Below are 21153 nucleotides of genomic sequence, written 5' to 3'. Positions count from 1 at the left end.
CTCACTCCTTCGTCAGTAGTTGCCGCGGGTAATCGGTGAATGTCTCCACGCCGCGTTCGGTCACACGAACGGCCTCGGATACTTCGTATCCGTAGTCGTCCATCCACATTCCTCCGATGATGTGGAACGTCATGTTCTCGGTCAGGACAGTGTCGTCGTCGGTTCTGATGCTCACTGTCCGCTCGCCCCAGTCGGGTGCGTAGGCGATGCCGATCGAGTACCCGATGCGCGACGGCTTGTGCAGTCCATGCTTGGCAAGACTGACGTTCCATACCTGAGCCAGTTCGGTAGTACTGGCACCGGGGCGGACGGTGTCGAGGACCTCGTTCAGCGCCTCACCGGTGGCACGGGCCAGGTAGTCCAGCCGCTTGCTCGGCTTACCCAGAACAATCGTTCGGGCCATCGGGATGTGGTAACGCCGGAACACCCCGGCAAGTTCGACCACCGTGGTCTCGCCTTCGACGAACACCTGATCCGACCAGGTGAGGTGAGGAGTGTCCGCCCCTGCCCCGGTAGGCAGCATCGGCACGATCGCCGGATGGTCGCCGCCGAAGTCGACTGTGCCCTTGATCTGGGCATTCATGATCGCCGCCGCCGCGTCGCACTGCCGCAACCCGACGCCGATCGATTCGAAGGCCGCGCCCATCGCCGACTCGCACACCTGGGCGGCACCCCGCATGAGGTCGATCTCGGCCGGGCTCTTCACGACGCGGACCCAATTGATCAACTCGAACGAATCGGTGAATTGATACTCGGGTAGAGACTTCACCAAGGCTTCGAACGCTTTGGGGCTGAAGTAGTAGGAATCCATCTCCAAGCCCACCAGGCCGTGAGAGAAGTTGTTGACCATTCCCAGTTCGCGCAACTTCTGTGCCACCCACACGAACGGGTGGGTTTCCTTGCGCTGCACGAATGTTTCCGGGTACCCGAACGTCTGCTCCCGAGGCAGCCAGGAGGTACGGAATGCGCCGTTGGCATCCATCTCCCTGGCGAAGAAGTACAGGGCTCCTTCGAGCGGCACATACAGAACTTGCGGTGTGTAGAACGAGAGCGCGTTGTAACCCAACAGGTAGTACAGATTCGACGGGTCCGTGACGATCAGGGCCGTGAGATGCTGCGCCGCCATGCGTTCTCTCACCACGCGCAGGCGGTGGGAGTACTCGTCTTCGGTGAACGTGATGGGCGTGCTGTTCGGCAGATGTGCATACTCCGCCAGCCCGGGGGCATGGCGTGAACCGACAGCGCTTGTGAATGTGACTGCTGGTTCGACTGGATTGCTTGGTTCGACTGGGAGCCCGGACTCGTTCACTCGTACCCCCTTTCGGGGCGTCGCGGGAGGCCCTGAGACCCCACGTGCATTTTGCAGATTGTTAACAATCAGGCTATGCGGACGAGTCCTGGTGCTGCAAGAGAACTCGTGTTACTTCTTCGTTTCGATCAGTCGCACGCAATCCACCCCGCGCAAGCTCAGTCGGCCGCGGCGCCGACGCGGCCGCCGAGCCCATCAGTGGCCGCCTCTGCCTGCATGGACCGACTCAGGTCCTGAATCGCAGTGTCCATGTGCTCGTGCAGACCGGCTTCGAGTGCAGCCCAATCCGAACCCAGGAGTAGGTCCACCAACAATTGATGCTCCTCGACCAACGCCTCGGGCCGGAAGTAGGCCGTCTCCAGGTTGGTCATACAGATGCGCGCCTCCGCTGCCAATGTGGCGTACATCCTCGACATCCGACTGTTCGACGTCGCAGCAACCATCGCCGTGTGGAACGCCAGGTCCCGCTCGGCCAGACCGAACCAATCCGCTGAGTCGATGAACGGTTGCATCTGGTCGACGATTGCCGACAACTGAGCCGCCGTCGCCTTCAGGACGGTGATCTCGCCGTGGACGAGCGTCCATGCGGCACCGACTTCGATCGCCGCGCGGGCCTCGTATATCTCGGCGACGTCGTCGACGCTGAGTTCGACAACGAACACACCGCGATTTCGGTAGCTGATCAACAGGCCTTCCTGATTCAGCCGCTGGAGCGCTTCGCGAACCGGACCACGCGAAATCCCTAGCTCGGCAGCAACATTGGCTTCGTTGATCTGCTCGCCCGGCGTGTAGGATCCGTCGATGATCCGATCGCGAATCTGATCGGCTATCACCATCGACGTATTGCGGGCGTCGATCGGGGTCAGTCTTCGGGAACCTGACATATGCAAAACCTCCTGCTAGGACCTCGGGATTGCGAAGTATTTGTATTCCAAGAACTCGTCGATACCGACTTTGCCGCCTTCACGGCCGAGTCCGGACTGCTTGACGCCGCCGAACGGGGCAGCGGGGTTCGATACGAGACCGGTGTTGATGCCGACCATCCCCACTTCGAGCCGCTCCCCCATACGCAATGCGCGATCGATGTCCTGCGTGAAAACGTAACCCACAAGCCCCCATTCGGTGTCGTTGGCAAGCGCGATCACTTCGTCCTCGGTGTCGTACGGAACGATCGCGGCAACGGGTCCGAAGATCTCGGTCGACATGAGATCGGACTGGGAGTCGACATCGTCGAGCACCGTTGGAGGGTAGAAATAGCCTGGCCCAGAATCTTCCTGCCCACCCACCACCGCCCGAGCACCGCGCGCGAGCGCATCGTCGACGAGTCGTTGCACCTTGGCGCGGCCGCTGCGATCGATGAGCGGCCCCACTTCCACACCCGCCCTACTGCCGGCGCCAACTGTCAAGGCACCCATGCGAGCAGCGAGCTTGGCAGCGAAGTCCGTGGCAAGCGAGCGGTGGACGAAGAACCTGTTGGCTGCAGTGCAGGCCTCGCCCATGTTGCGCATCTTGGCCACCATCGCACCGTCGATGGCCCGGTCGAGATCAGCGTCCTCGGCGACGATGAACGGGGCGTTCCCGCCGAGTTCCATCGACGTCCGCATCACGGTCGGAGCTGCCTGCGCCAACAAAATCTTCCCGACGGCCGTGGAGCCGGTGAAGCTGATCTTCCGGGCCGAGCCGCTGGCCATCCACGATCCGACGACTCCTGCGGCGTCGGTCGTAGGGACCACGTTGACTACGCCGTCGGGAACCCCTGCTTCGACGAGGATGGCGGTCAGCGCTAGCGCAGTCAGCGGAGTCTGTTCGGCCGGCTTGAACACCACCGTGCATCCGGCGGCAAGCGCGGGGCCGATCTTTCGGGTGCCCATGGCCAGTGGAAAGTTCCACGGCGTCACCAGAATGCTAGGACCGACCGGGGCTCTGGTGACGATGATGCGGTTCTTTCCATCGCCGGTCAACGTGTGGTCGCCCGAGATGCGAACTGCCTCTTCGGAGAACCATCGAAAGAACTCTGCGCCGTACGCGACTTCGCCTCGGGCGTCGGCGAGCGGCTTGCCCATCTCGGCGGTGATGATGGCAGCCAATTCCTCGGTCCTGGCGATGATCAAGTGGAATGCACGAGAAAGGATCTCGCTTCGCGCACGTGGCGCTGTCTGCGCCCAGGACTCCTGCGCTGCAACGGCGGCCGCCATAGCAGCCTCGGCGTCGCTGATGTCGGCATCGTCGACGGCGGCGATCACTTCGCCGGTTGCAGGATCGACGACGTCGAACTTCCTCCCGCTGTTCGCTGTTCGCCAGGCCCCGCCGATGAACAGCTGGGTCGGCGAGGTGATGGCCGGGCGCGTCATGGACGTCATAGCTACTGTCCCTTCCTGGAGGTCTGCGTCGAAGGTGCGGGATCGAGGAGTTGTGCCAGGTGCATCGAGGCGGTCGCGCTCTGATTGCCGGTCAGTTGGCGCACCTGCATGTGGCAGCTGAAGCCGTCGGTCAGGATCGGCCTTGTCGGATCAGCGCGTCGTACCGCGGGTGCCAGGGCCTGTTCTGCGACTTTCATGCTCATGTCGTAGTGATCCGGTTCGAAGCCGAAGTTGCCTGCCACCCCGCAGCAGCCGGTCGCCTCGTCGACGCTGCCGATCCCCGCGGCAGCAAGCGCCTTTCGCTGCGTGGCTTCGCCGAACACCGCGTATTCGTGGCAGTGGGTCTGCACGGTGACTGCATCGGGGACGTCGGCCGACGGGCTCCACCCCGCGGCGGCCTGCTCTATCACCGCACCGGCGAAACTCTGCACCCGTGCGGCGACCCGTCGAGCCGCGTCGGTACCCACCAGCTCGGGCATATCCTTGCGAAGCGTTGCCGCACAGCTCGGTTCGGTGACGACGATCGGCCGATCGGTTCCATCATCGAGTGCGGCAACGGTTCTGCTCAACTGCTTCTTGGCAGTTGCCAGCTGCCCCGTCGAAATCCACGTCAACCCGCAGCACACGTCGGTCCTGCACTCTACTGTCCGGTTACCCTCGGCGAGAACGCGAACCGCAGCACCGACGATGTCCGGCCGAAACCCCTTGGTGAAGGAGTCGACGAGCAGTACGACATCACCTCCCGGTACTGATCCCGCTGTCTGCGTGCGTAGTTCCCGTCGCGAGGCGAACCGCGGCAGCGATCGCTTGGTCGTGAGACCGCCGATTCCGGCAGCGATGATGCCGGTTCGCGGAGTCATTGCGCGGTTGAGTACCGGCGCCAGGATGGACGTCACTTTCAACCAGCGTGGCAACCAGCCCAGCGAGTAGTGCGCCATCGGGCGCAACTTCCCCGCGTAGTGATGATCGAGAAACTCCGACTTGTAGGTCGCCATGTCCACCCCGACGGGGCAGTCGGTTGAACAGGCCTTGCAGGACAGACACAGGTCGAGTGATTCTTTGACATCTTTCGAAGCCCACCCTGCCGCGACCGTCGCGCTACTGCGAACCATGTCCTGAAGGACGCGGGCACGCCCACGGGTCGAATCCTTCTCGTCCCCGCTCGCTCGATAGCTCGGGCACATGACGCCACCGGAGGTGGATCGGCAGCGCCCGACGCCGACGCATGCCTGGGTGGCGTGCACGAACGGATCCAGGTTCGTCTTCGTTCCGATCTGATGAAGCTCGAAGGTCGTCTTCCATTCACGATTCGGAACACCCTGCAATGCAAGGTCATCCATCATCGGCATCGGATCGACGATGCTACCCGGATTCAGAACGCCCGCAGGATCCCAGATACGTTTGAACCGCGCGAACGCGTCGAGCATCGAGGTCGAGTACATGATCGGCAGCAGCTCCGACCGTGCCCGACCGTCTCCGTGTTCACCCGACAACGAACCGCCGTGCCGGACTACCAGTTCGGCTGCCTCACGCAGGAAGGTCGCCATCACTGCTCGTCCGGCCTCACTGCGTTGGTCGAAAGTGATACGGACGTGCATGCACCCGGCGCCGAAATGTCCGTACATCACCCCGGTGAGCGAATGCGCGGCAAGAAGGTCACGGAAGTCTGCGAGGTATGCGGCCAAATTCTCGGGCGCAACCGCGGAATCCTCCCAGCCGGGCCAGGATTCACCACCGCCGGCAAGACGCGCCGACAAACCCGCACCATCCTCCCGCACCCGCCACAGCGATTTTCGTTCAGCGAGGTCTGCGACGATGCGCCCATCCTTCAACCTGCCGAGCTCACGTAAGCGCTCGAGCAATCGCCCAGCCTTGTCCTCGACTTCGGCGACGTTCTCACCATCGAGATCGACGTAGAGCCAAGCGTTTCCCGAAGGCAAGCCTTGGACTGAGTCAGTTCCCCTTCGGTGCTGCATCGTCTCGACGATCTTCGCGTCGATCCCTTCGACTGCCGCCGGCGAGAACTCGAGGATCGTCATGACGTCCTCGGCTGCTTCGACGACATCGGCGTAACCCAAACTCAACAGCAACGCAGCAGGCGGGACAGGAACGAGCGCGACGGTCGCGGCGACGACGATCGCGCACGTACCTTCGCTGCCGACGAGGGCACGGGCCACGTCGAAGCCGTTCTCCGGCAACAACGTCGACAGGTGAAACCCCGAGACCTGGCGCGGAATCCGACCGAGTTCGAGTCGAAAGTCAGCCAGATTGTCCGACACCAGAGTACGAAGCTCGGAGGTGATCCTGTCCGCTGCAGCGACGGCGACATCGTCGTGAGGATCGGCCGCCGTGACGCCGGAGCGCGTCGCTCGCAGCACCACCCCGTCGACAGTGACGATGTCGAGAGCGATCGTGTGGTCTGCTGTCCGGCCGTACCGCACCGAATGATTGCCGCAGGCATCGTTGCCGATCGCACCGCCGACGGTTGCCCGTGATTTGCTCGATGGGTCGGGGGCATAGGTCAATATGCCACCGGTCGCCCCCGACACGGTCTCGGCGAGTTCCGAAAGCACGATCCCCGGCTCGACCACGGCCGACTTGGATTCGGCGTCGACCGAGAGCACGGTATTCATGTGCCGCGAGAAGTCCAGGACCACACCCGCGCCGATCGCATTGCCTGCCATCGATGTTCCACCGCCACGGCTCACGATCGGAACGTTGCCCTTCACACACGACTTCACTACCGCGCACACGTCCGCGGTACTGCGAGGAAACACCACGGCGACCGGCGGCACGCGGTAGTTCGACGCGTCGTACGAATACTCGGCCAGGCGCCGCGAGGTCACATCGACGTCGACCCCCGCCCTGCGCAGTTCGTCGAGGACCGGTCCGACTCCGCCGATCACCGTCACAGTGCGCGCTTCAACGTTCGAGCGATGGCACCGAGCCCCTCGGCCACCTCGTCGTCGGTGACGACGAGTGCAGGAATGACTCGCACGACATTGCCGAACGCACCGCAGGTGAGCAACAGCAGGCCTTCCGATATTGCGGTCTGCTGGACGCGGCCGGCAGCAGCGGCGTCGGGTTTGCCGTTCTCGTCGACGAATTCGAGGGCCTGCATCAGACCGAGTCCGCGCGCGTCGCCGATCGCCGAGTACTGCGCTTGCAGTGCCACCAGGCCGTCGAGCAGCACGTCGCCCTGTCGGCGCGCGTTCTCGACGAGTCCTTCGTCGCGGACGACGTCGAGCGTGGCCACCGCGGCAGCAGCGGCGACAGCGTTTCCGCCGTAGGTACCACCCTGCGATCCCGGCCACGCCTTGGACATGAGTTCGGTCGACGCCGCGATCGCCGAGATCGGGAATCCAGAAGCCAGGCCCTTGGCCGTGATCACGATGTCGGGGGTAGCAGTGGAATGCTCGTGGCCCCAGAATTTTCCGGTCCGTCCGACACCGGCCTGGACCTCGTCGACGATGAAGACAATCCCGTGCTCGTCGGCGCGGCGACGCAGACCTTCGAGGAACGCGGGTGGAGTGGGTAGGTAGCCACCGTCGCCGAGCACCGGTTCGATGATGAATCCAGCGGTGTCTGCCGGGCTCGAAATGGTTGCAAGAAGGTAGTCGAGTTCTTGCAAAGCGAAAGCGATAGCGGTGTCCATGTCCCAGCCGTAACGGAAGGCATGTGGAAACGGTGCGATGTGCACCCCGCCCATGATCGGAGAGAATCCGGACCGGAACTTGGTACCGGCGGTGGTGAGCGATGCCGCAGCAACGGTGCGTCCATGAAATCCGCCATGAAATGCGATGATGTTCGGTCGACCGGTTGCCATGCGCGCCAATCGAATCGCGGCCTCGACGGCCTCGGAGCCGGAGTTGGCGTAGAAAACACTGTCGAGTCCGGCAGGCAGAAACTCTCCGAGTTTGTCGGTGAGTTCGAGCAACGGCTTGTGCATGACGGTGGTGTATTGCGCGTGGATGATCTTGCCTACTTGATCACGTGCCGCTTCGACGACGCGCGGATGACAATGCCCGGTGCTGGTGACACCGATTCCCGTGGTGAAGTCCAGATACCGTTTTCCGTCGGTGCCGTAGATCCAACTACCGAGTGCGTGGTCCACCACAACCGGAGTGGCTTGCTTGAGTGCAGGACTGAGGTGTGTGCGCGGCGCGGCCATAGGTCTATCGTGGCCACCGCCCTGCGGATTGTCAACAATCTACAGTCGATGCCGAAACGACCGAGATGATTTTTCGGCACCCACTTTTCGACAGCGCAACTTCAGACAATCGACTCGAGAATGCGTCGCTCTCAAAGCCGATCTCGCCCCGTGGGCAATGTGATGGTGAAGGTGCTTCCTGTTCCCGGACCATTGCTGCCAGCAGTGATGTGCCCGCTCTGCGCCTTCACGAGGGCCTTGGCGATCGCGAGGCCGATACCCGATCCGCCGTGCTCGCGATCACGTGCGGCATCCACTCGGTAGAAGCGTTCGAACAGGTGCGGGAGGTGTTCGGGGGAGATGCCGTCTCCGGTGTCGGCCACCTCGATCGTGACAGATTCATTCCCGCCGCCGGCGGTCGGAGTGACCCGTCCATGCGGTGGTGTGTGGCGCAGTGCGTTGTCGAGTAGATTGCCGAGCACCTGCCCGAGCCTCACCGGATCGACCCACAGCAGCGACTAGCAACCGAACCAGACACAATTGTCAAGAGCGGACGACCCAGCGAACGACCAACAGCCAACGGCTCACGGTCTCACGGCGCGCCGAGTAGCGTATGCGACCAAAGAGGGCGCAGCAGCGTTACCCGCACACCTACCCGTACGGTCCCCTGGGCTCGCGGGCGGGATATGCGTGAATGAGAGCAGTGCTCAATTTCGGAACAGTGTGGGTCAGGGTGTGTTCAGCGCGATGGGCCAGCAGGTGCGCATCGACGAGACTGGTGGAGGGGTCGATGTCAAGTTCGGCGTCAGCGTGCAATCGATGTCCGATCCATCGCATCTTGACGCTGCGCACGGCAACGACCCCGCTCTCCTGAGCCAACGCCCTCTCGGCGGCCACGACGAAGTCCGGCTCGACGCCATCCATCAAGCGGCGGAAGACATCTCGCGCTGCCGAGCGAAGAACAACAAGGATCGCCGCGGTGATGATCAGACCCACGATGGGATCGGCGAGCGGGAAGCCCAGTGCTACACCGCCGGCGCCGATGACCACAGCCAAGGATGTGAAACCGTCGGTGCGGGCGTGTAATCCATCGGCGACCAGTGCTGCGGAGCCGATCTGGCGGCCGACTCGGATGCGATAGAGCGCGACAAGTTCATTGCCGACGAATCCGACAACACCTGCTGCCGCCACCCAGCCGAGGTGCTGGACAGGAATCGGGTCCATCAGTCTCCGCACTGCCTCGATACCGGCGATCAGAGCGGACAACGCGATCATTGCGACAACGAACAAACCGGCTAGGTCCTCGGCGCGGCCGTAACCATAGGTGTACCGGCGCGTCGCCGCCCGACGGCCCAGGGCGAAGGCAATCCACAACGGGATCGCGGTCAGCGCGTCGGAAAAGTTGTGAATCGTGTCTGCGAGAAGTGCTACTGATCCGGATACTGCAACGATGACCAACTGCGCAATCGCGGTAGCCCCCAGCGCAATCAGGCTGATTTTGACGGCGCGAATGCCGGTCGTGCTGGATTCGAGCACATCGTCGATACTGTCGGCGGCATCGTGGCTGTGCGGTGCAAAAATTTCACGGACGATCGAGCGGAAAGTGCCGGAACTTTCGTGACCGTGACCGTGACCGTGACCGTGACCGGCTACGTCGTCGGAGTTTCGATCGTGCGTCATCGACTCTCCCCCACGATGTGGCCGTCGACGCCGGAGCTCTCGGAGATCGACCCCGCACCGCGGTTCGTATCGACCCGGCGCGATGGGTGCAACTCACGTAGGCCTGCTCTCGCGCGATGATGCCCGGGAATGCCGGGCCCGGCATGTTCGGCGTTGAATACAGCATCGGTGACGAGTTCTCGAACGTGCTCGTTTTCCAGGCGATAGATCACCTGTGTGCCCTCCCGTCGAGTACGAACCAAACGAGCCATTCGCAGTTTCGACAGGTGCTGCGACACCGAGGGCGCGGGCTTGCCGACGTGATCGGCCAGTTCGTTGACCGACAATTCACGATCGATCAGCGCCCATAGGATCTGCACCCGCGTCGCGTCGGCCATCATCCGAAACACCTCGACCACCAACCCGACCTCGTCGTCCATCAAACGGCGGCGACACCCTCCGTTATCTGCATTCATGCGTAGATAATAGCGCAGCACTTCGGTGCTTCACACCTCCCAATGAGCAGACGCACGTGCCCAAGGAGTAACGAAGCCGCATATCGTCATTGAATGACGACTCCGCGCATCGTTGTCCTGGGCAGTATCAACATGGACCTGACGACAACGACTCGACGCCTACCCGAGCCCGGCGAAACCGTCCTGGGTGACTCCTTCGACACCGCGCAGGGAGGAAAGGGAGCGAATCAGGCCATCGCGGCGGCACGGGCAGGCGCCGACGCAGCATTCCTCGGGGCGGTAGGTGACGACACATTCGCTGCCGACCTCGAACGAAGTGTCATCGAAGCCGGCGTCGACGCGTCCGGACTCCGACGCACCGATGGTCCGAGCGGAATCGCAGCTGTGACCGTCGACCGTCACGGGGAGAACTCGATCGTCGTCGTCCCGGGCGCCAACGCCACGATGTCCACCTTGACCGATCATGAACTCGATATCATCGCCGCCGCGGATATCCTGCTGTGCCAGTTGGAGATTCCCCTCGACACGGTCGTGGCCGGTGCGATTCACGCCCGAGCTCACGACACTGTGGTCATGCTGAACCCCTCCCCCGTTCGACCACTCCCGGAGGCCCTCGTCGACGTCGTGGACGTCCTGATCGTCAACGAGTCCGAAGCCGACGCAGTCGGCGACAGTGTTCTCGATCGCATTGCGCACGTCGTCACCACGCTCGGCGCCAACGGCGCTCGGTACCGCGGACCGGCGTCGACGTTCGACGCTCGAGCGCCACGGGTCGACGCCATCGACACCACCGGTGCCGGAGATGCCTTCACCGGGGCTTTGGCTGCCCGCTGGCTGCAGGGTCCCGAAGAATCAGTCCGATGGGCCTGTGCAGCAGGGGCATTGGCTGCTACGCGTCGTGGCACCGGAGCGTCTTCGGGATCGCGAGCGGATATCGACGCGCTCATCGCGGATGCAGCCCGACGATGACACTGTCCCCACGGGTCCCCGATCTCGCCGCGCTCGACGTGATGGTCTCGGTCGCACGGCTGGGCAGCATGAGCGCGGCCGGACGGGAACACGGATTGAGTCAGCAAGCGGTCAGCGCACGAATTCGAGCAGCCGAGCGCGACATCGGTCTCCGCGTGTTCGACCGCACCAGCAGCGGCGTGGTGCTCACTCCCGAAGGTGTCGCTGTTCTCGAGTGGGCAGGGAACGTTCTCGGCGCCGCCGAAAAGTTCGCGACGGGTGTCCAATCCCTCCTGCGGGAGGAAAATGCGAGCCTCACCGTGGCCGCGAGCATGACGGTCGCAGAGCATCTGTTGCCGGGCTGGATCGTCATGATGCGGGCTCGGTTTCCCGACGTACGAACGCAGATGCGGTTGATGAACTCGGCCGAGGTTGCCCGTCAGGTCCTCGCGGGTCGAGCCGACATCGGATTCGTCGAAGGACCGCAGATCCCGGACGGCCTCGGAATTCGCGTCGTGGCAACCGACGAACTCGTCGTCGTCGTCCCACCGCAGCACCCGTGGGTGTCACGAGGCTCGGTCACCGTCGACGAACTGGCTGCAACAGCCCTCGTCCAACGCGAGCTCGGATCCGGTTCCCGTACCACTTACGAGAGCACCGTGCACCCGACGGTTCCGCCGCTGCTGGAACTCAACTCGGTCACCGCGATCAAATCGGCGGTGGTGACTGCGAACGCACCGACGGTCCTGTCTTCGTTGGCGGTCGCAGCCGACCTTCGCGACGGCCGATTGACACGCATCGACGTCGACGCCGTGACGATGCCGCGGGAACTGTGCGCGGTGTGGGATCTGCGTGAACCTCTTCGTGGCCCACGCCGAGACTTTCTGGACATCGCCACCTCGCCGCTGACCTGACGGACGTCGGAGACGATCGAACTGTGCCGCAACCTCCGGCGACGATACGTCTACTGGCCGAGGATCGCTCGGTCCTTTCTCAGACGATGCCTGCCAGCACGAACCCTGCGGCGCAGGCTCCGATCGAACCCGCCAGGGTTCCGACCGCTGTGGCCAGCGCGAGCGAACGTCTACCGACCTGCACGAGTCGGACAGTTTCGAAGCTCGCCGTGCTGAAGGTGGTATATCCGCCGCAGAACCCGGTGCCGATGATCGTCTGCAGATCGGTCGACCCTTGCGCGAACACGACAAGTCCGGCAAGAAATCCGACGAGCAGGGATCCGGAAATGTTGATGCCGACTGTCGCCCACGGGAACAGTGTTCCCTGCACCTTGGATTTGACGAAGGAATCGACAACGAATCGGCAGACTGCTCCGAGCGCGCCTGCCAGCGCCATCAGCAGAACGATCATCTCGCCGACCGATCGAAATGGATCGAAGCGCCTACGACGATCCCCGCCCACGCCGCGAGTGCTCCGAGGAATACCGTCGATATTCCGTACACAAGCGCTGTCGAAAGGTGGCCGTCTCTTGTGAGTAGTACCGCTTCGAGCGCAAACGTGCTGTATGTGGTGAAAGCACCGCAGAACCCGGTGCCTGCGAACAGGCGAATCCGTTGCCTGACACCGGCATCAGCACCGCGTCGCGCCGTGTTCTCGAGCAGAACACCGAGCACGAATGCACCGAGAAGGTTGATCGAAAACGTGGCAATGGGCCAGCCTCGGATCACCTGAGGGATCGCGATCTCGATTCCATAGCGCATCGCGGTGCCGATCACTCCACCGATGAAGACGAGGGCGAGTGCACTCGGCCGAAGATGCAGGGGCCTCGCAGGCGCGGTCATCTGCGCCGCGTCGTCGTCCACATCTGGATCGAACGGCAGATCTTTGTCGAACAAGAGCACCTCCTCGTGTGTTCGATGAAGCGTAATCGCCGTGCGGGCGGTGAAACTGTCGGACACGTGCGGCACGATGAACCGATGACCACCACCGAACCGTCGACGGTAGACCTGCGCGCAGATGCGGAGCGGCTCCTTCGGGAGCTGGCCGGGCCCGCTGCCAGTCTTCGCGAGGATCAGTGGACGGCAATCGAGGCGCTCGTTGTTCACCGCCGCCGCGCGCTGGTGGTGCAACGCACCGGATGGGGAAAGTCGGCGGTCTACTTCATCGCCGCAAAACTGCTCCGCGCTCAGGGACTCGGACCCACCGTCATCGTGTCACCGTTGTTGGCACTGATGCGGAACCAGGTAGCTTCCGCCGAGCGCGCCGGTGTGCGGGCCGCAACCATCAACTCCGGGAACATGACCGAGTGGGAAGACGTCCATGCCGATGTCGCTGCGGGCAGGCTCGACGTGCTGCTCGTCAGCCCGGAACGGCTCAACAACCCGGACTTCCGAGACCAGGTACTGCCCTCGCTGGCAGCAGACGCGGGCCTCGTCGTCGTAGACGAAGCGCACTGTGTTTCCGACTGGGGACATGACTTCCGTCCCGATTACCGACGCATTCGAACGCTCATATCCGAACTGCGCGAGGGGATTCCGGTCTTGGCCACCACGGCCACTGCAAATGACCGCGTGGTCGCCGATGTCGCCGCACAACTTGGTGTCGGTGGCGGGGACACCCTCGTTCTCCGCGGCGGACTCGAACGCGAGTCGCTCCACCTGTCGGTGGTCCAGATCGAGAACTCCACCGAGCGCGCCGCGTGGCTCGCAGCTCACCTGGCCGAACTCCCTGGGTCGGGAATCATCTATGCCCTGACGGTGTCGGCAGCACGCGACCTCGCGAGCTTGCTGTCTGACCAGGGCTTCGCCGTGTCCGCGTATACCGGCCAGACCGACACCACCGAACGCGAATCGTTGGAATCGGACCTACTGAACAACGAGGTCAAGGCCCTCGTAGCCACGTCTGCGCTGGGCATGGGCTTCGACAAACCGGATCTGGGATTCGTCGTCCACATGGGCGCTCCTTCATCCCCCATCTCGTACTACCAGCAGGTCGGCCGTGCGGGTCGCGCCACCGACCGCGCCGAAGTCATCCTCCTTCCAGGCCACGAGGACAAGCAGATCTGGAGCTATTTCGCATCCGTAGCCTTCCCGCGAGAACACGTCGTACGGCAGGTCATCGACGCTCTCGACCCCGTCAAGCCGCAGTCGACCCCGGCATTGGAGCCGTTGGTGGATCTCAACCGGAGCCGACTCGAGATGGTCCTGAAGGTCCTCGACGTCGATGGTGCCGTTCAGCGAGTGCGAGGCGGATGGATCTCGACCGGTCAGTCATGGGCCTACGATGCACCGCGTTACGAGCGCCTCGAGCAAGCCAGGGACGCGGAGCAGCAGGCAATGATCGACTATCAGCGCACCGATGGGTGCCGGATGGAATTCCTGCGGAGACAGTTGGACGATCCAGGCCTCGGCGCCGAGCCGAATCCGTGTGGCCGATGCGACAACTGCACAGGAAAGGCTTACTCGCCTCAGGTGGACGCAGCCGCCGTCGAGTCCGCGCGTGAACGTCTCGACCGCCCGGGACTCGACCTGCCTCCGCGAAAGCAGTGGCCCAGCGGGATGAAGAAACTCGGAGTCTCCCGCTCCGGCAAGATCACCGACGGCCCTGAACCCGGCCGGGTCCTGGGCCGCCTCACCGACCTGGGTTGGGGTGGGCGCCTGCGAGCAGCACTCGATGCACCCGACGGTCCAGCCCCCGACGCCCTCGTTCAGGCTTGCATCGCGGTGTTGGCCTCGTGGGACTGGGCGAAGAGACCGACCTCGGTGATCGCGCTGGAATCGTCGACGCATCCGATGCTGGTTCGTTCGATCGCCGGCGAATTGGCCCGCATCGGACGGCTCGACGATCTCGGAACGCTCACCCGCCGGCCGGACCATCCGCGCGTGACGGCCGCGAATTCGGCATTCCGAGTGGCCGGACTCGTCGATTCCTGGCTCGTTCCGGACCTGAACGGGGTCTCCGGACCGATCCTCCTGGTGGACTTGGTTACCGATACGGGCTGGACTTTTACTTGCGCTAGCTCCGCCCTCCGCGGCGCAGGTGCAGATGCGGTGCTCCCGTTCGCTCTGGCAACTCCGAAGTAGCAGCATTGATATCGGTAAGGCCGCACTTGGCATCGGACGGAATAGGCCGAGTTATCGCACCCTCCTCGACCAGTTGTTACGGCAACAAGCTCAGTTTGTGACTAGTATCACATTCACGCTGCCACCTGCGAAAGGATGCGTGTTTTCCACACCAATTCCGCCAGGCACATGAAATGCCAAGGGCACCTTGTTACGTTTGCATTTGCTATGAAACCCGCACAGCTGAGAGCAACCACAGTCACTGCGCCGGACGCAGTGAAGTTTCGTAAGCCAAAGATCTCCGACGGAGTCCGGCTCTGGGAAATCGCAAGAGATTCAAAGGTGCTCGATCTCAACTCGAGCTATTCATACGTTTTGTGGTGCCGAGACTTTGCAGCAACCTCGGTCGTATCCGACGTCGACTCTCGCGCAGTGGGATTCGTCACCGGCTACACCCGACAGGATTCTCCCACAACATTCTTCGTGTGGCAGGTCGCAGTCGATGCTGATCAACGGGGTAAGGGCCTTGCCGGCCGGATGCTGAACGAACTTCTCGATCGCCTTACCCCACAGGGAATCACACACCTGGAAACAACGATCAGCCCGGACAACGAAGCGTCGATCGCACTGTTCACGGCCCTCGCTCGAACACGAGGGACCGACATTAGAAAAACAGACCTGTTCGCGCCCGATGATTTTCCTGATAGCCACGAAGCAGAGGAGCTCTACACAGTAGGGCCGGCCGCCGTGCGCGCCAGCGAAAGGAACACGCAGTACATGACAGACAAGACCGAGACCACCGAAAAGCCGGACGTGTTCGAAACCATCGAGTCCGGCGTTCGTAGCTACAGCCGCCAGTGGCCCGCAGTCTTCAAAACTGCCAAGAATTCGACGCTGACCGACGAGAACGGGCGCGACTACCTCGACTTCTTCGGCGGCGCAGGCGCTCTGAACTACGGTCACAACAATCAGATCATGCAGGATGCGTTGGTCGACTACATCACCAGCGACGGCATCACGCACGGCCTCGATATGTCCACGGTGGCCAAGCGTGAGTTCCTCGAGTCGTTCAAGAAGAACATCCTCGAACCGCGTGGCCTCGATTACAAGGTTCAGTTTCCCGGCCCGACCGGCACGAACGCCGTCGAAGCTGCACTGAAGTTGGCACGCAAGGTCACTGGTCGTGAGTCGATCATCAACTTCACCAACGCTTTTCACGGCATGACGCTCGGTGCGCTCGCTGTCACCGGAAACTCGATGAAGCGCGCCGGAGCCGGAATCCCACTGGTGCACAGCACGCCGATGCCATACGACAACTACTTCGGTGGAGTAACCGAGGATTTCCAGTGGTTCGAGCGCGTTCTCGACGACTCGGGCAGTGGATTCAACCGCCCGGCAGCGGTCATCGTAGAGACCATCCAGGGCGAAGGCGGCATCAACGTTGCGCGACCGGAATGGTTGCGTGCGCTGGCCGAGCTCTGCTCGCGACGCGACATCTTGCTGATCGTCGACGACGTCCAGATGGGTTGCGGCCGCACAGGCCAGTTCTTCTCCTTCGAGGACTCGGGCATCACGCCGGACATCGTCACCCTGTCGAAGTCGATCGGCGGCTACGGCATGCCGATGGCGCTGACACTGTTCAAGCCAGAACTCGATGTCTGGGGCCCAGGCGAGCACAACGGCACCTTCCGCGGATTCAATCCCGGCTTCGTGACCTCGAAGGTCGCCATCGACCATTACTGGTCCGACGACAAGTTCGAGAAGGAGATCCTCGCGAAGGGCGAGCACATTCGTGATCGCTTCATCGCGCTGTGCGCCAAGTACGACGGCGTTTCCACTCGCGGTCGCGGCATGGTTCAGGCTCTCGTATTCGAAGATGCAGAACAAGCAGGCAAGGTCGCCAAGCTTGCTTACGACGAGCACCTGCTGGTGGAAACTGCCGGCCCGAAGGACGAGGTTGTCAAACTTCTTCCGCCGCTGACCACCACGATCGAAGAGCTCGATCGCGGACTCGACATCCTCGAAGCTGCGACAGCAAAAGTCTGCTCGTAGAACACTTCTCACGTGTCGAATGTTTGCTGAAGGGAGCTACACCACATGATCGTACGTACCACCCAGGAAATCACCGGAACTGATCGAGACATCGAGAGCGAGGATGGACAGTGGCGCAGTAAGCGCATCATCCTCGGCGGTGACAGGGTCGGATTCTCGTTCCACGAAACGACCATCAAGGCCGGGACGGTGAACAACTTTCACTATGCCAATCACGTCGAGGCTGTGTGGCTCATCGAAGGCGAAGGCACCCTCACCGATCGTGAAACCGGTGAAACCTACGAACTCGGTGCAGGATCGATGTACCTGCTGAACGGCAACGAGCGGCACACCGTCGAGCCGCGTACGCAGATGCGCATGTTGTGCGTGTTCAACCCTCCCGTAGTGGGGAACGAAACCCATGACGAGAACGGTGTGTACCCCCTCATAGAGGTTCCCACGTAGACAAGGTGTCCAGATAAGACGGGCTCCGGGTAGTTCCGCCCCGCTCGACTTCGGTCGAGCGGGGCTTCCTGCTGCCTGCGTCGATCCCCTACGTCCACGTGCGCGCTACCCTGGGGACGTGCCTGCCCCCGCTCGTTCAGCTACCGCAGCGACAACCCGATTCGACCAGATTGTCGACCTGTTGTCAGGAAGATCCATCGCGGTCGTCTCCGGAGCCGGCATGTCCACCGATTCAGGTATCCCGGACTACCGGGGGCGGAACTCACCACCTCGCAATCCGATGACCTATCAGCAGTTCACCGGCGATCACGAGTTCAGGCGCCACTACTGGGCACGGAACCATGTCGGTTGGCGGCATATGGATGCAGCAAGACCGAACGACGGCCACCGCGCGCTGGCCCAGCTCGAGCGCCGAGGGCTTGTTTCCGGGATAATCACCCAAAACGTCGACATGTTGCACACCAAAGCAGGTAGCCGACGGGTCATCGACCTCCACGGCGTGTACGCGCGAGTACGATGTCTGAACTGCGAGCGACTGGTTTCCCGCTTCACTCTGGGACAACGCCTCGAGCGCGAGAACCCGGGGTTCCTCGACAGCGTCGCGCCGGCCGAGGGCGTCGAGATTGCCCCCGACGCCGATGCGATCATCACCAGCACCGCACATTTCCGAATGGTCGACTGCGAGTATTGCGCCGGCATTCTCAAACCGGACATCGTCTACTTCGGGGAGAGTGTGCCCAAGCCAAGAGTCGCCGACGCTTTCGACCTCGTCGATCAGGCCGATGCACTTCTGGTTGTCGGCTCGTCTCTGACTGTCATGTCTGGACTGCGCTTCGTCCGACGCGCGGCGAAGGCCGAGATTCCCATCGTGATCGTCAATCGCGGAATCACCCGGGGCGACGAATTCGCCACTCTGACAAGCAATGCCGGATGCTCGGAGACGCTCACCGCACTCGTGGACGCACTGCCGTCACACGAATGATCAGACCGGCACCAGATCGTCGGCATGCACCACTGGACGCTGTAACTCGGGAGTGAGATCGCAACTGGACCTACCGAGCATTCCGGTCAGCTCCGACGCGTCGTACGCCACCACTCCCCTGGCCACCAGTTCGCCATCCGGGCCGATCAGCGACACGACGTCGCCGCCGTAGAACCGACCCTCGACGGCGGTGATTCCCGCGGACAGCAACGACCGCCGCTTCGTCGCGACCGCGTGTACGGCACCTGCGTCGAGGTATAGATCGCCTCGTGCATCCGCAGCATGACGCACCCAGAACTTGCGCGAGGACAGGCGAGTGGGACGTGCAGTGAAGGCTGTGCCCACCGCAGCCGTCGTCAAGGCTTCCGCTGCGTCGGCGGCGGCCGCCAGAAGGACCGGAACGCCTGCATCGGCCGCCAATCGGGCAGCGGACAGCTTGGACGCCATTCCACCGGTCCCGAGCGCACCGCCGGAACCGGCGACGACTCCATCGAGATCTTCCGGGCTCGCGACCTCCCGGATCAGGGTGGCGTCACCTTTGCGCGGGTCGCCGTCGTAGAGACCGTCGACGTCGGACAACAGGACCAGCGCGTCGGCACCGACGAGGTGAGCAACGAGCGCGGCGAGGCGGTCGTTGTCACCGAAGCGGATTTCCGTGGTCGCGACCGTGTCGTTCTCGTTGATCACGGCCACTGCGCCGAGCACACGCAACCGATCGAGCGTGCGCTGGGCGTTGCGATGATTCGTTCGACGCGCAATGTCCTCGGCAGTGAGCAACACCTGGCCGACCGTTCGTCCGTATCTGGCGAACGAGGTACCCCAAGCGTGCGCAAGAGCAAGCTGGCCGACGCTCGCTGCGGCCTGCTTCGTCGCGAGATCGCGAGGCCGGGTCGTCAGACCCAGTGGCGCGAGTCCGGCGCCGATCGCACCGGAGGACACCACCACGACATCGGAGCCGGCACGCATTCGTGCTTCGACAGCGTCGGCCAATCGATCGAGCCTGTCGACGTCGAGTCCGCCGACCAGTGAAGTCAGTGCCGAGGAGCCGATTTTCACGACTACTCGTTTGGCACTGGCCACAGCAGTCCTGGCCCCAGTCGAATCCATTGCAACCGAAGAGGATTCAGAATTCACCGGAACCTACACTTCACTCTTCGAGGTCGAGTCCGCGGCGGGCTCGACGTGCGTGTTTGCGCTCATCTGCACCGATTCGCTCCACCTGATCGAGCCTCGCGTCGGTGCCACGACCGGTCATGGTGATCTCCACACCCGCCGGTGTCTGTGGCTCCCAATCGAAGGAGACATCACCGATGGTCACGGATGCACCCGGCTGGGCGCCCTTCTTGATCAGCGCGTCCTCGACACCGAGGCGTGCGAGACGGTCAGCAAGGTAACCTACTGCTTCGTCGTTGCTGAACTGTGTCTGGCGCACCCAACGCTCCGGGCGCGTGCCCAGAACGATGAACCCACCCTCGACATCGGGATCCTTGATGACCTGGAAACCCTCTTCGTTGCGTGCGACGGGACGTAGCACCGGTCGGCGCTTCTCGGCCGGAGGGTGCGCAACTCGGTAGTCCTCGACCATTTTGGCCAGCGCGAAGATCAACGGCTTGAGGCCTTCACGGGTGACCGTCGAGATGGTGTAGACAGGCCATCCACGCGCCTCGAACTCCGGCGTCACCATCTCGGCGAGCTCGGCGGCCTCGGGGATATCAGCTTTGTTGAGCACGACGATGCGCGGTCGATCGGCCAGGTCACCCAGGCTCGCATCGCCCAACATCGCCGGCTTGTAGGCCGCCAACTCCGCTTCGAGGGCATCGACGTCCGAGACGGGATCCCGACCCGGATCCAGGGTCGCGCAGTCGACAACGTGCGCCAGAACGGCGGTGCGCTCGAGATGTCGGAGGAATTCGAGACCGAGGCCCTTGCCTTCGCTCGCACCGGGAATCAATCCGGGAACGTCGGCCACCGTGTACGTGGTATCACCGCTGGAGACGACACCGAGGTTCGGAACCAACGTGGTGAACGGGTAGTCGGCGATCTTCGGCTTCGCGGCAGAGAGCACCGACACCAGCGAGGATTTGCCCGCCGACGGGAACCCGACGAGACCGATGTCGGCGACCGACTTGAGTTCGAGCACCACATCGCGCTCGATGCCTTCTTCGCCGAGCAGCGCGAATCCAGGTGCACGACGCGCCTTTGAGGCGAGCGCAGCGTTGCCCAACCCACCGCGACCACCGGGCGCAGCAGCATATCGAGTGCCCTCGCCGATCATGTCGGCCAGGATGCGACCGTCCTTGTCGAGCACCACAGTTCCGTCGGGCACCTTGAGGATCAGATCCTCACCGTTCGAACCTTCGCGGTTGCCGCCCATGCCCTGAGTTCCATTGCTGGCTTTGGCATGAGAATTGAAGTGGAAGTCCAACAGCGTGTGGACATTGCTGTCGACGACGAAGATCACGCCGCCGCCCTGCCCACCGTTTCCACCGTCTGGACCACCGAGCGGTTTGAACTTCTCGCGGTGAACCGAAGAGCAGCCGTTGCCGCCTTTACCGGCGCTGACGTGCAGCACCACGCGGTCGATGAATCGTGACATGACTGCCTTCGATCCTTCCTCGGTCGAGAATGCGACCGAAATATTTCGATGCCCACAAATACGATAAGGGCGGACCGGGCATTTTCACCCTGGTCCACCCTCATCGTCGAGCTTGAGCGCGTCGAGACTTTCGCGGCGTAAACCTTACGAAAACCATCCGA

At 62.8% G+C, this 21153-nt stretch carries 17 protein-coding genes and 2 pseudogenes; 7 read left to right on the top strand and 12 right to left on the bottom strand.

Annotated features, from left to right (window positions below; genetic code table 11):
* Position 1: 1 nt before the first annotated feature.
* From H2510_RS10090 to H2510_RS10055, 8 genes and pseudogenes are all read right to left on the bottom strand, one after another.
* Positions 2-1216: a M24 family metallopeptidase gene (locus H2510_RS10090; RefSeq protein WP_397517350.1), complete on the bottom strand. Its 1215-nt coding sequence runs from the start codon at positions 1214-1216 to the stop codon at positions 2-4.
* Between the two features lie 251 nt (positions 1217-1467).
* A complete protein-coding gene (locus H2510_RS10085) occupies positions 1468-2193 on the bottom strand; it encodes a GntR family transcriptional regulator (RefSeq protein WP_254900641.1) in 726 nt (241 codons plus the stop codon).
* A 15-nt stretch (positions 2194-2208) separates the two neighbouring features.
* The gene (locus H2510_RS10080) at positions 2209-3669 is read right to left on the bottom strand and encodes an NAD-dependent succinate-semialdehyde dehydrogenase (RefSeq protein WP_186628218.1); all 1461 of its coding nucleotides are present in this window, start codon (positions 3667-3669) and stop codon (positions 2209-2211) included.
* A gap of 2 nt (positions 3670-3671) precedes the next feature.
* Positions 3672-6581, bottom strand: a complete 2910-nt coding sequence (locus tag H2510_RS10075; RefSeq protein WP_186628217.1) for an FAD-binding and (Fe-S)-binding domain-containing protein — start codon at positions 6579-6581, stop codon at positions 3672-3674.
* Positions 6578-7840, bottom strand: a complete 1263-nt coding sequence (locus H2510_RS10070) for an aspartate aminotransferase family protein (RefSeq protein WP_186628216.1) — start codon at positions 7838-7840, stop codon at positions 6578-6580. The genes H2510_RS10075 and H2510_RS10070 overlap by 4 nt, the downstream gene beginning before the upstream one ends.
* A gap of 131 nt (positions 7841-7971) precedes the next feature.
* Positions 7972-8331 (bottom strand): annotated as a pseudogene (locus H2510_RS10065) (sensor histidine kinase); the annotation flags it as partial.
* Positions 8332-8470: 139 nt separating this feature from the next.
* Complete coding sequence (locus H2510_RS10060; protein ID WP_186628215.1) at positions 8471-9499, bottom strand: cation diffusion facilitator family transporter; 1029 nt, start codon at positions 9497-9499, stop codon at positions 8471-8473.
* The gene (locus tag H2510_RS10055) at positions 9496-9954 is read right to left on the bottom strand and encodes a metalloregulator ArsR/SmtB family transcription factor (RefSeq protein ID WP_186628214.1); all 459 of its coding nucleotides are present in this window, start codon (positions 9952-9954) and stop codon (positions 9496-9498) included. Before H2510_RS10055 ends, H2510_RS10060 begins: the two co-directional genes overlap by 4 nt.
* A gap of 93 nt (positions 9955-10047) precedes the next feature.
* On the opposite strand from H2510_RS10055, the gene H2510_RS10050 reads away from it, so the two are divergent.
* Positions 10048-10923, top strand: coding sequence for a ribokinase (locus H2510_RS10050; RefSeq protein WP_186628213.1), 876 nt, complete (start codon positions 10048-10050; stop codon positions 10921-10923).
* Entirely contained in the window at positions 10920-11816 is an 897-nt protein-coding gene (locus H2510_RS10045) for a LysR family transcriptional regulator (RefSeq protein WP_186628212.1), read from the top strand. Before H2510_RS10050 ends, H2510_RS10045 begins: the two co-directional genes overlap by 4 nt.
* 79 nt (positions 11817-11895) lie before the next feature.
* On the opposite strand, the gene crcB (H2510_RS10040) is transcribed toward H2510_RS10045, so the two are convergent.
* Together crcB (H2510_RS10040) and crcB (H2510_RS10035) are read right to left on the bottom strand one after the other, a co-directional pair.
* Positions 11896-12267 carry a fluoride efflux transporter CrcB gene (gene crcB / locus H2510_RS10040; protein ID WP_186628211.1) on the bottom strand — a complete coding sequence of 124 codons (372 nt, stop codon included), beginning with the start codon at positions 12265-12267 and terminating at the stop codon, positions 11896-11898.
* Positions 12264-12698, bottom strand: a complete 435-nt coding sequence (gene crcB / locus H2510_RS10035) for a fluoride efflux transporter CrcB (RefSeq protein WP_186628472.1) — start codon at positions 12696-12698, stop codon at positions 12264-12266. Before crcB (H2510_RS10035) ends, crcB (H2510_RS10040) begins: the two co-directional genes overlap by 4 nt.
* Positions 12699-12833: 135 nt before the next feature.
* Between crcB (H2510_RS10035) and H2510_RS10030 the strand changes: the two genes are divergently transcribed.
* The 5 genes and pseudogenes from H2510_RS10030 to H2510_RS10015 all read left to right on the top strand — a co-directional run bounded on the left by H2510_RS10030 (position 12834) and on the right by H2510_RS10015 (position 18396).
* Positions 12834-14939: an ATP-dependent DNA helicase RecQ gene (locus H2510_RS10030; RefSeq protein WP_186628210.1), complete on the top strand. Its 2106-nt coding sequence runs from the start codon at positions 12834-12836 to the stop codon at positions 14937-14939.
* A gap of 135 nt (positions 14940-15074) precedes the next feature.
* A pseudogene (gene ectA, locus H2510_RS20780) lies at positions 15075-15647 on the top strand (diaminobutyrate acetyltransferase); the annotation flags it as partial.
* A gap of 48 nt (positions 15648-15695) precedes the next feature.
* Positions 15696-16970: a diaminobutyrate--2-oxoglutarate transaminase gene (gene ectB / locus H2510_RS10025; RefSeq protein WP_261392871.1), complete on the top strand. Its 1275-nt coding sequence runs from the start codon at positions 15696-15698 to the stop codon at positions 16968-16970.
* Between the two features lie 45 nt (positions 16971-17015).
* Positions 17016-17414, top strand: a complete 399-nt coding sequence (locus H2510_RS10020) for an ectoine synthase (protein ID WP_088944750.1) — start codon at positions 17016-17018, stop codon at positions 17412-17414.
* Between the two features lie 118 nt (positions 17415-17532).
* Positions 17533-18396, top strand: a complete 864-nt coding sequence (locus H2510_RS10015) for an NAD-dependent protein deacetylase (protein ID WP_186628209.1) — start codon at positions 17533-17535, stop codon at positions 18394-18396.
* On the opposite strand, the gene proB is transcribed toward H2510_RS10015, so the two are convergent.
* Together proB and obgE are read right to left on the bottom strand one after the other, a co-directional pair.
* On the bottom strand, positions 18397-19503 hold the full coding sequence (gene proB / locus H2510_RS10010; protein ID WP_088944842.1) for a glutamate 5-kinase: 1107 nt from the start codon (positions 19501-19503) through the stop codon (positions 18397-18399). It lies immediately after the preceding gene.
* Between the two features lie 40 nt (positions 19504-19543).
* Positions 19544-20992: a GTPase ObgE gene (gene obgE / locus H2510_RS10005; protein WP_186628208.1), complete on the bottom strand. Its 1449-nt coding sequence runs from the start codon at positions 20990-20992 to the stop codon at positions 19544-19546.
* Between the last annotated feature and the right edge of the window lie 161 nt (positions 20993-21153).

The organism is Rhodococcus sp. BP22 (genome assembly GCF_014281965.1).
Taxonomy (GTDB): domain Bacteria; phylum Actinomycetota; class Actinomycetes; order Mycobacteriales; family Mycobacteriaceae; genus Rhodococcoides.
This window is presented reverse-complemented; position numbering and strand designations above follow the sequence as displayed.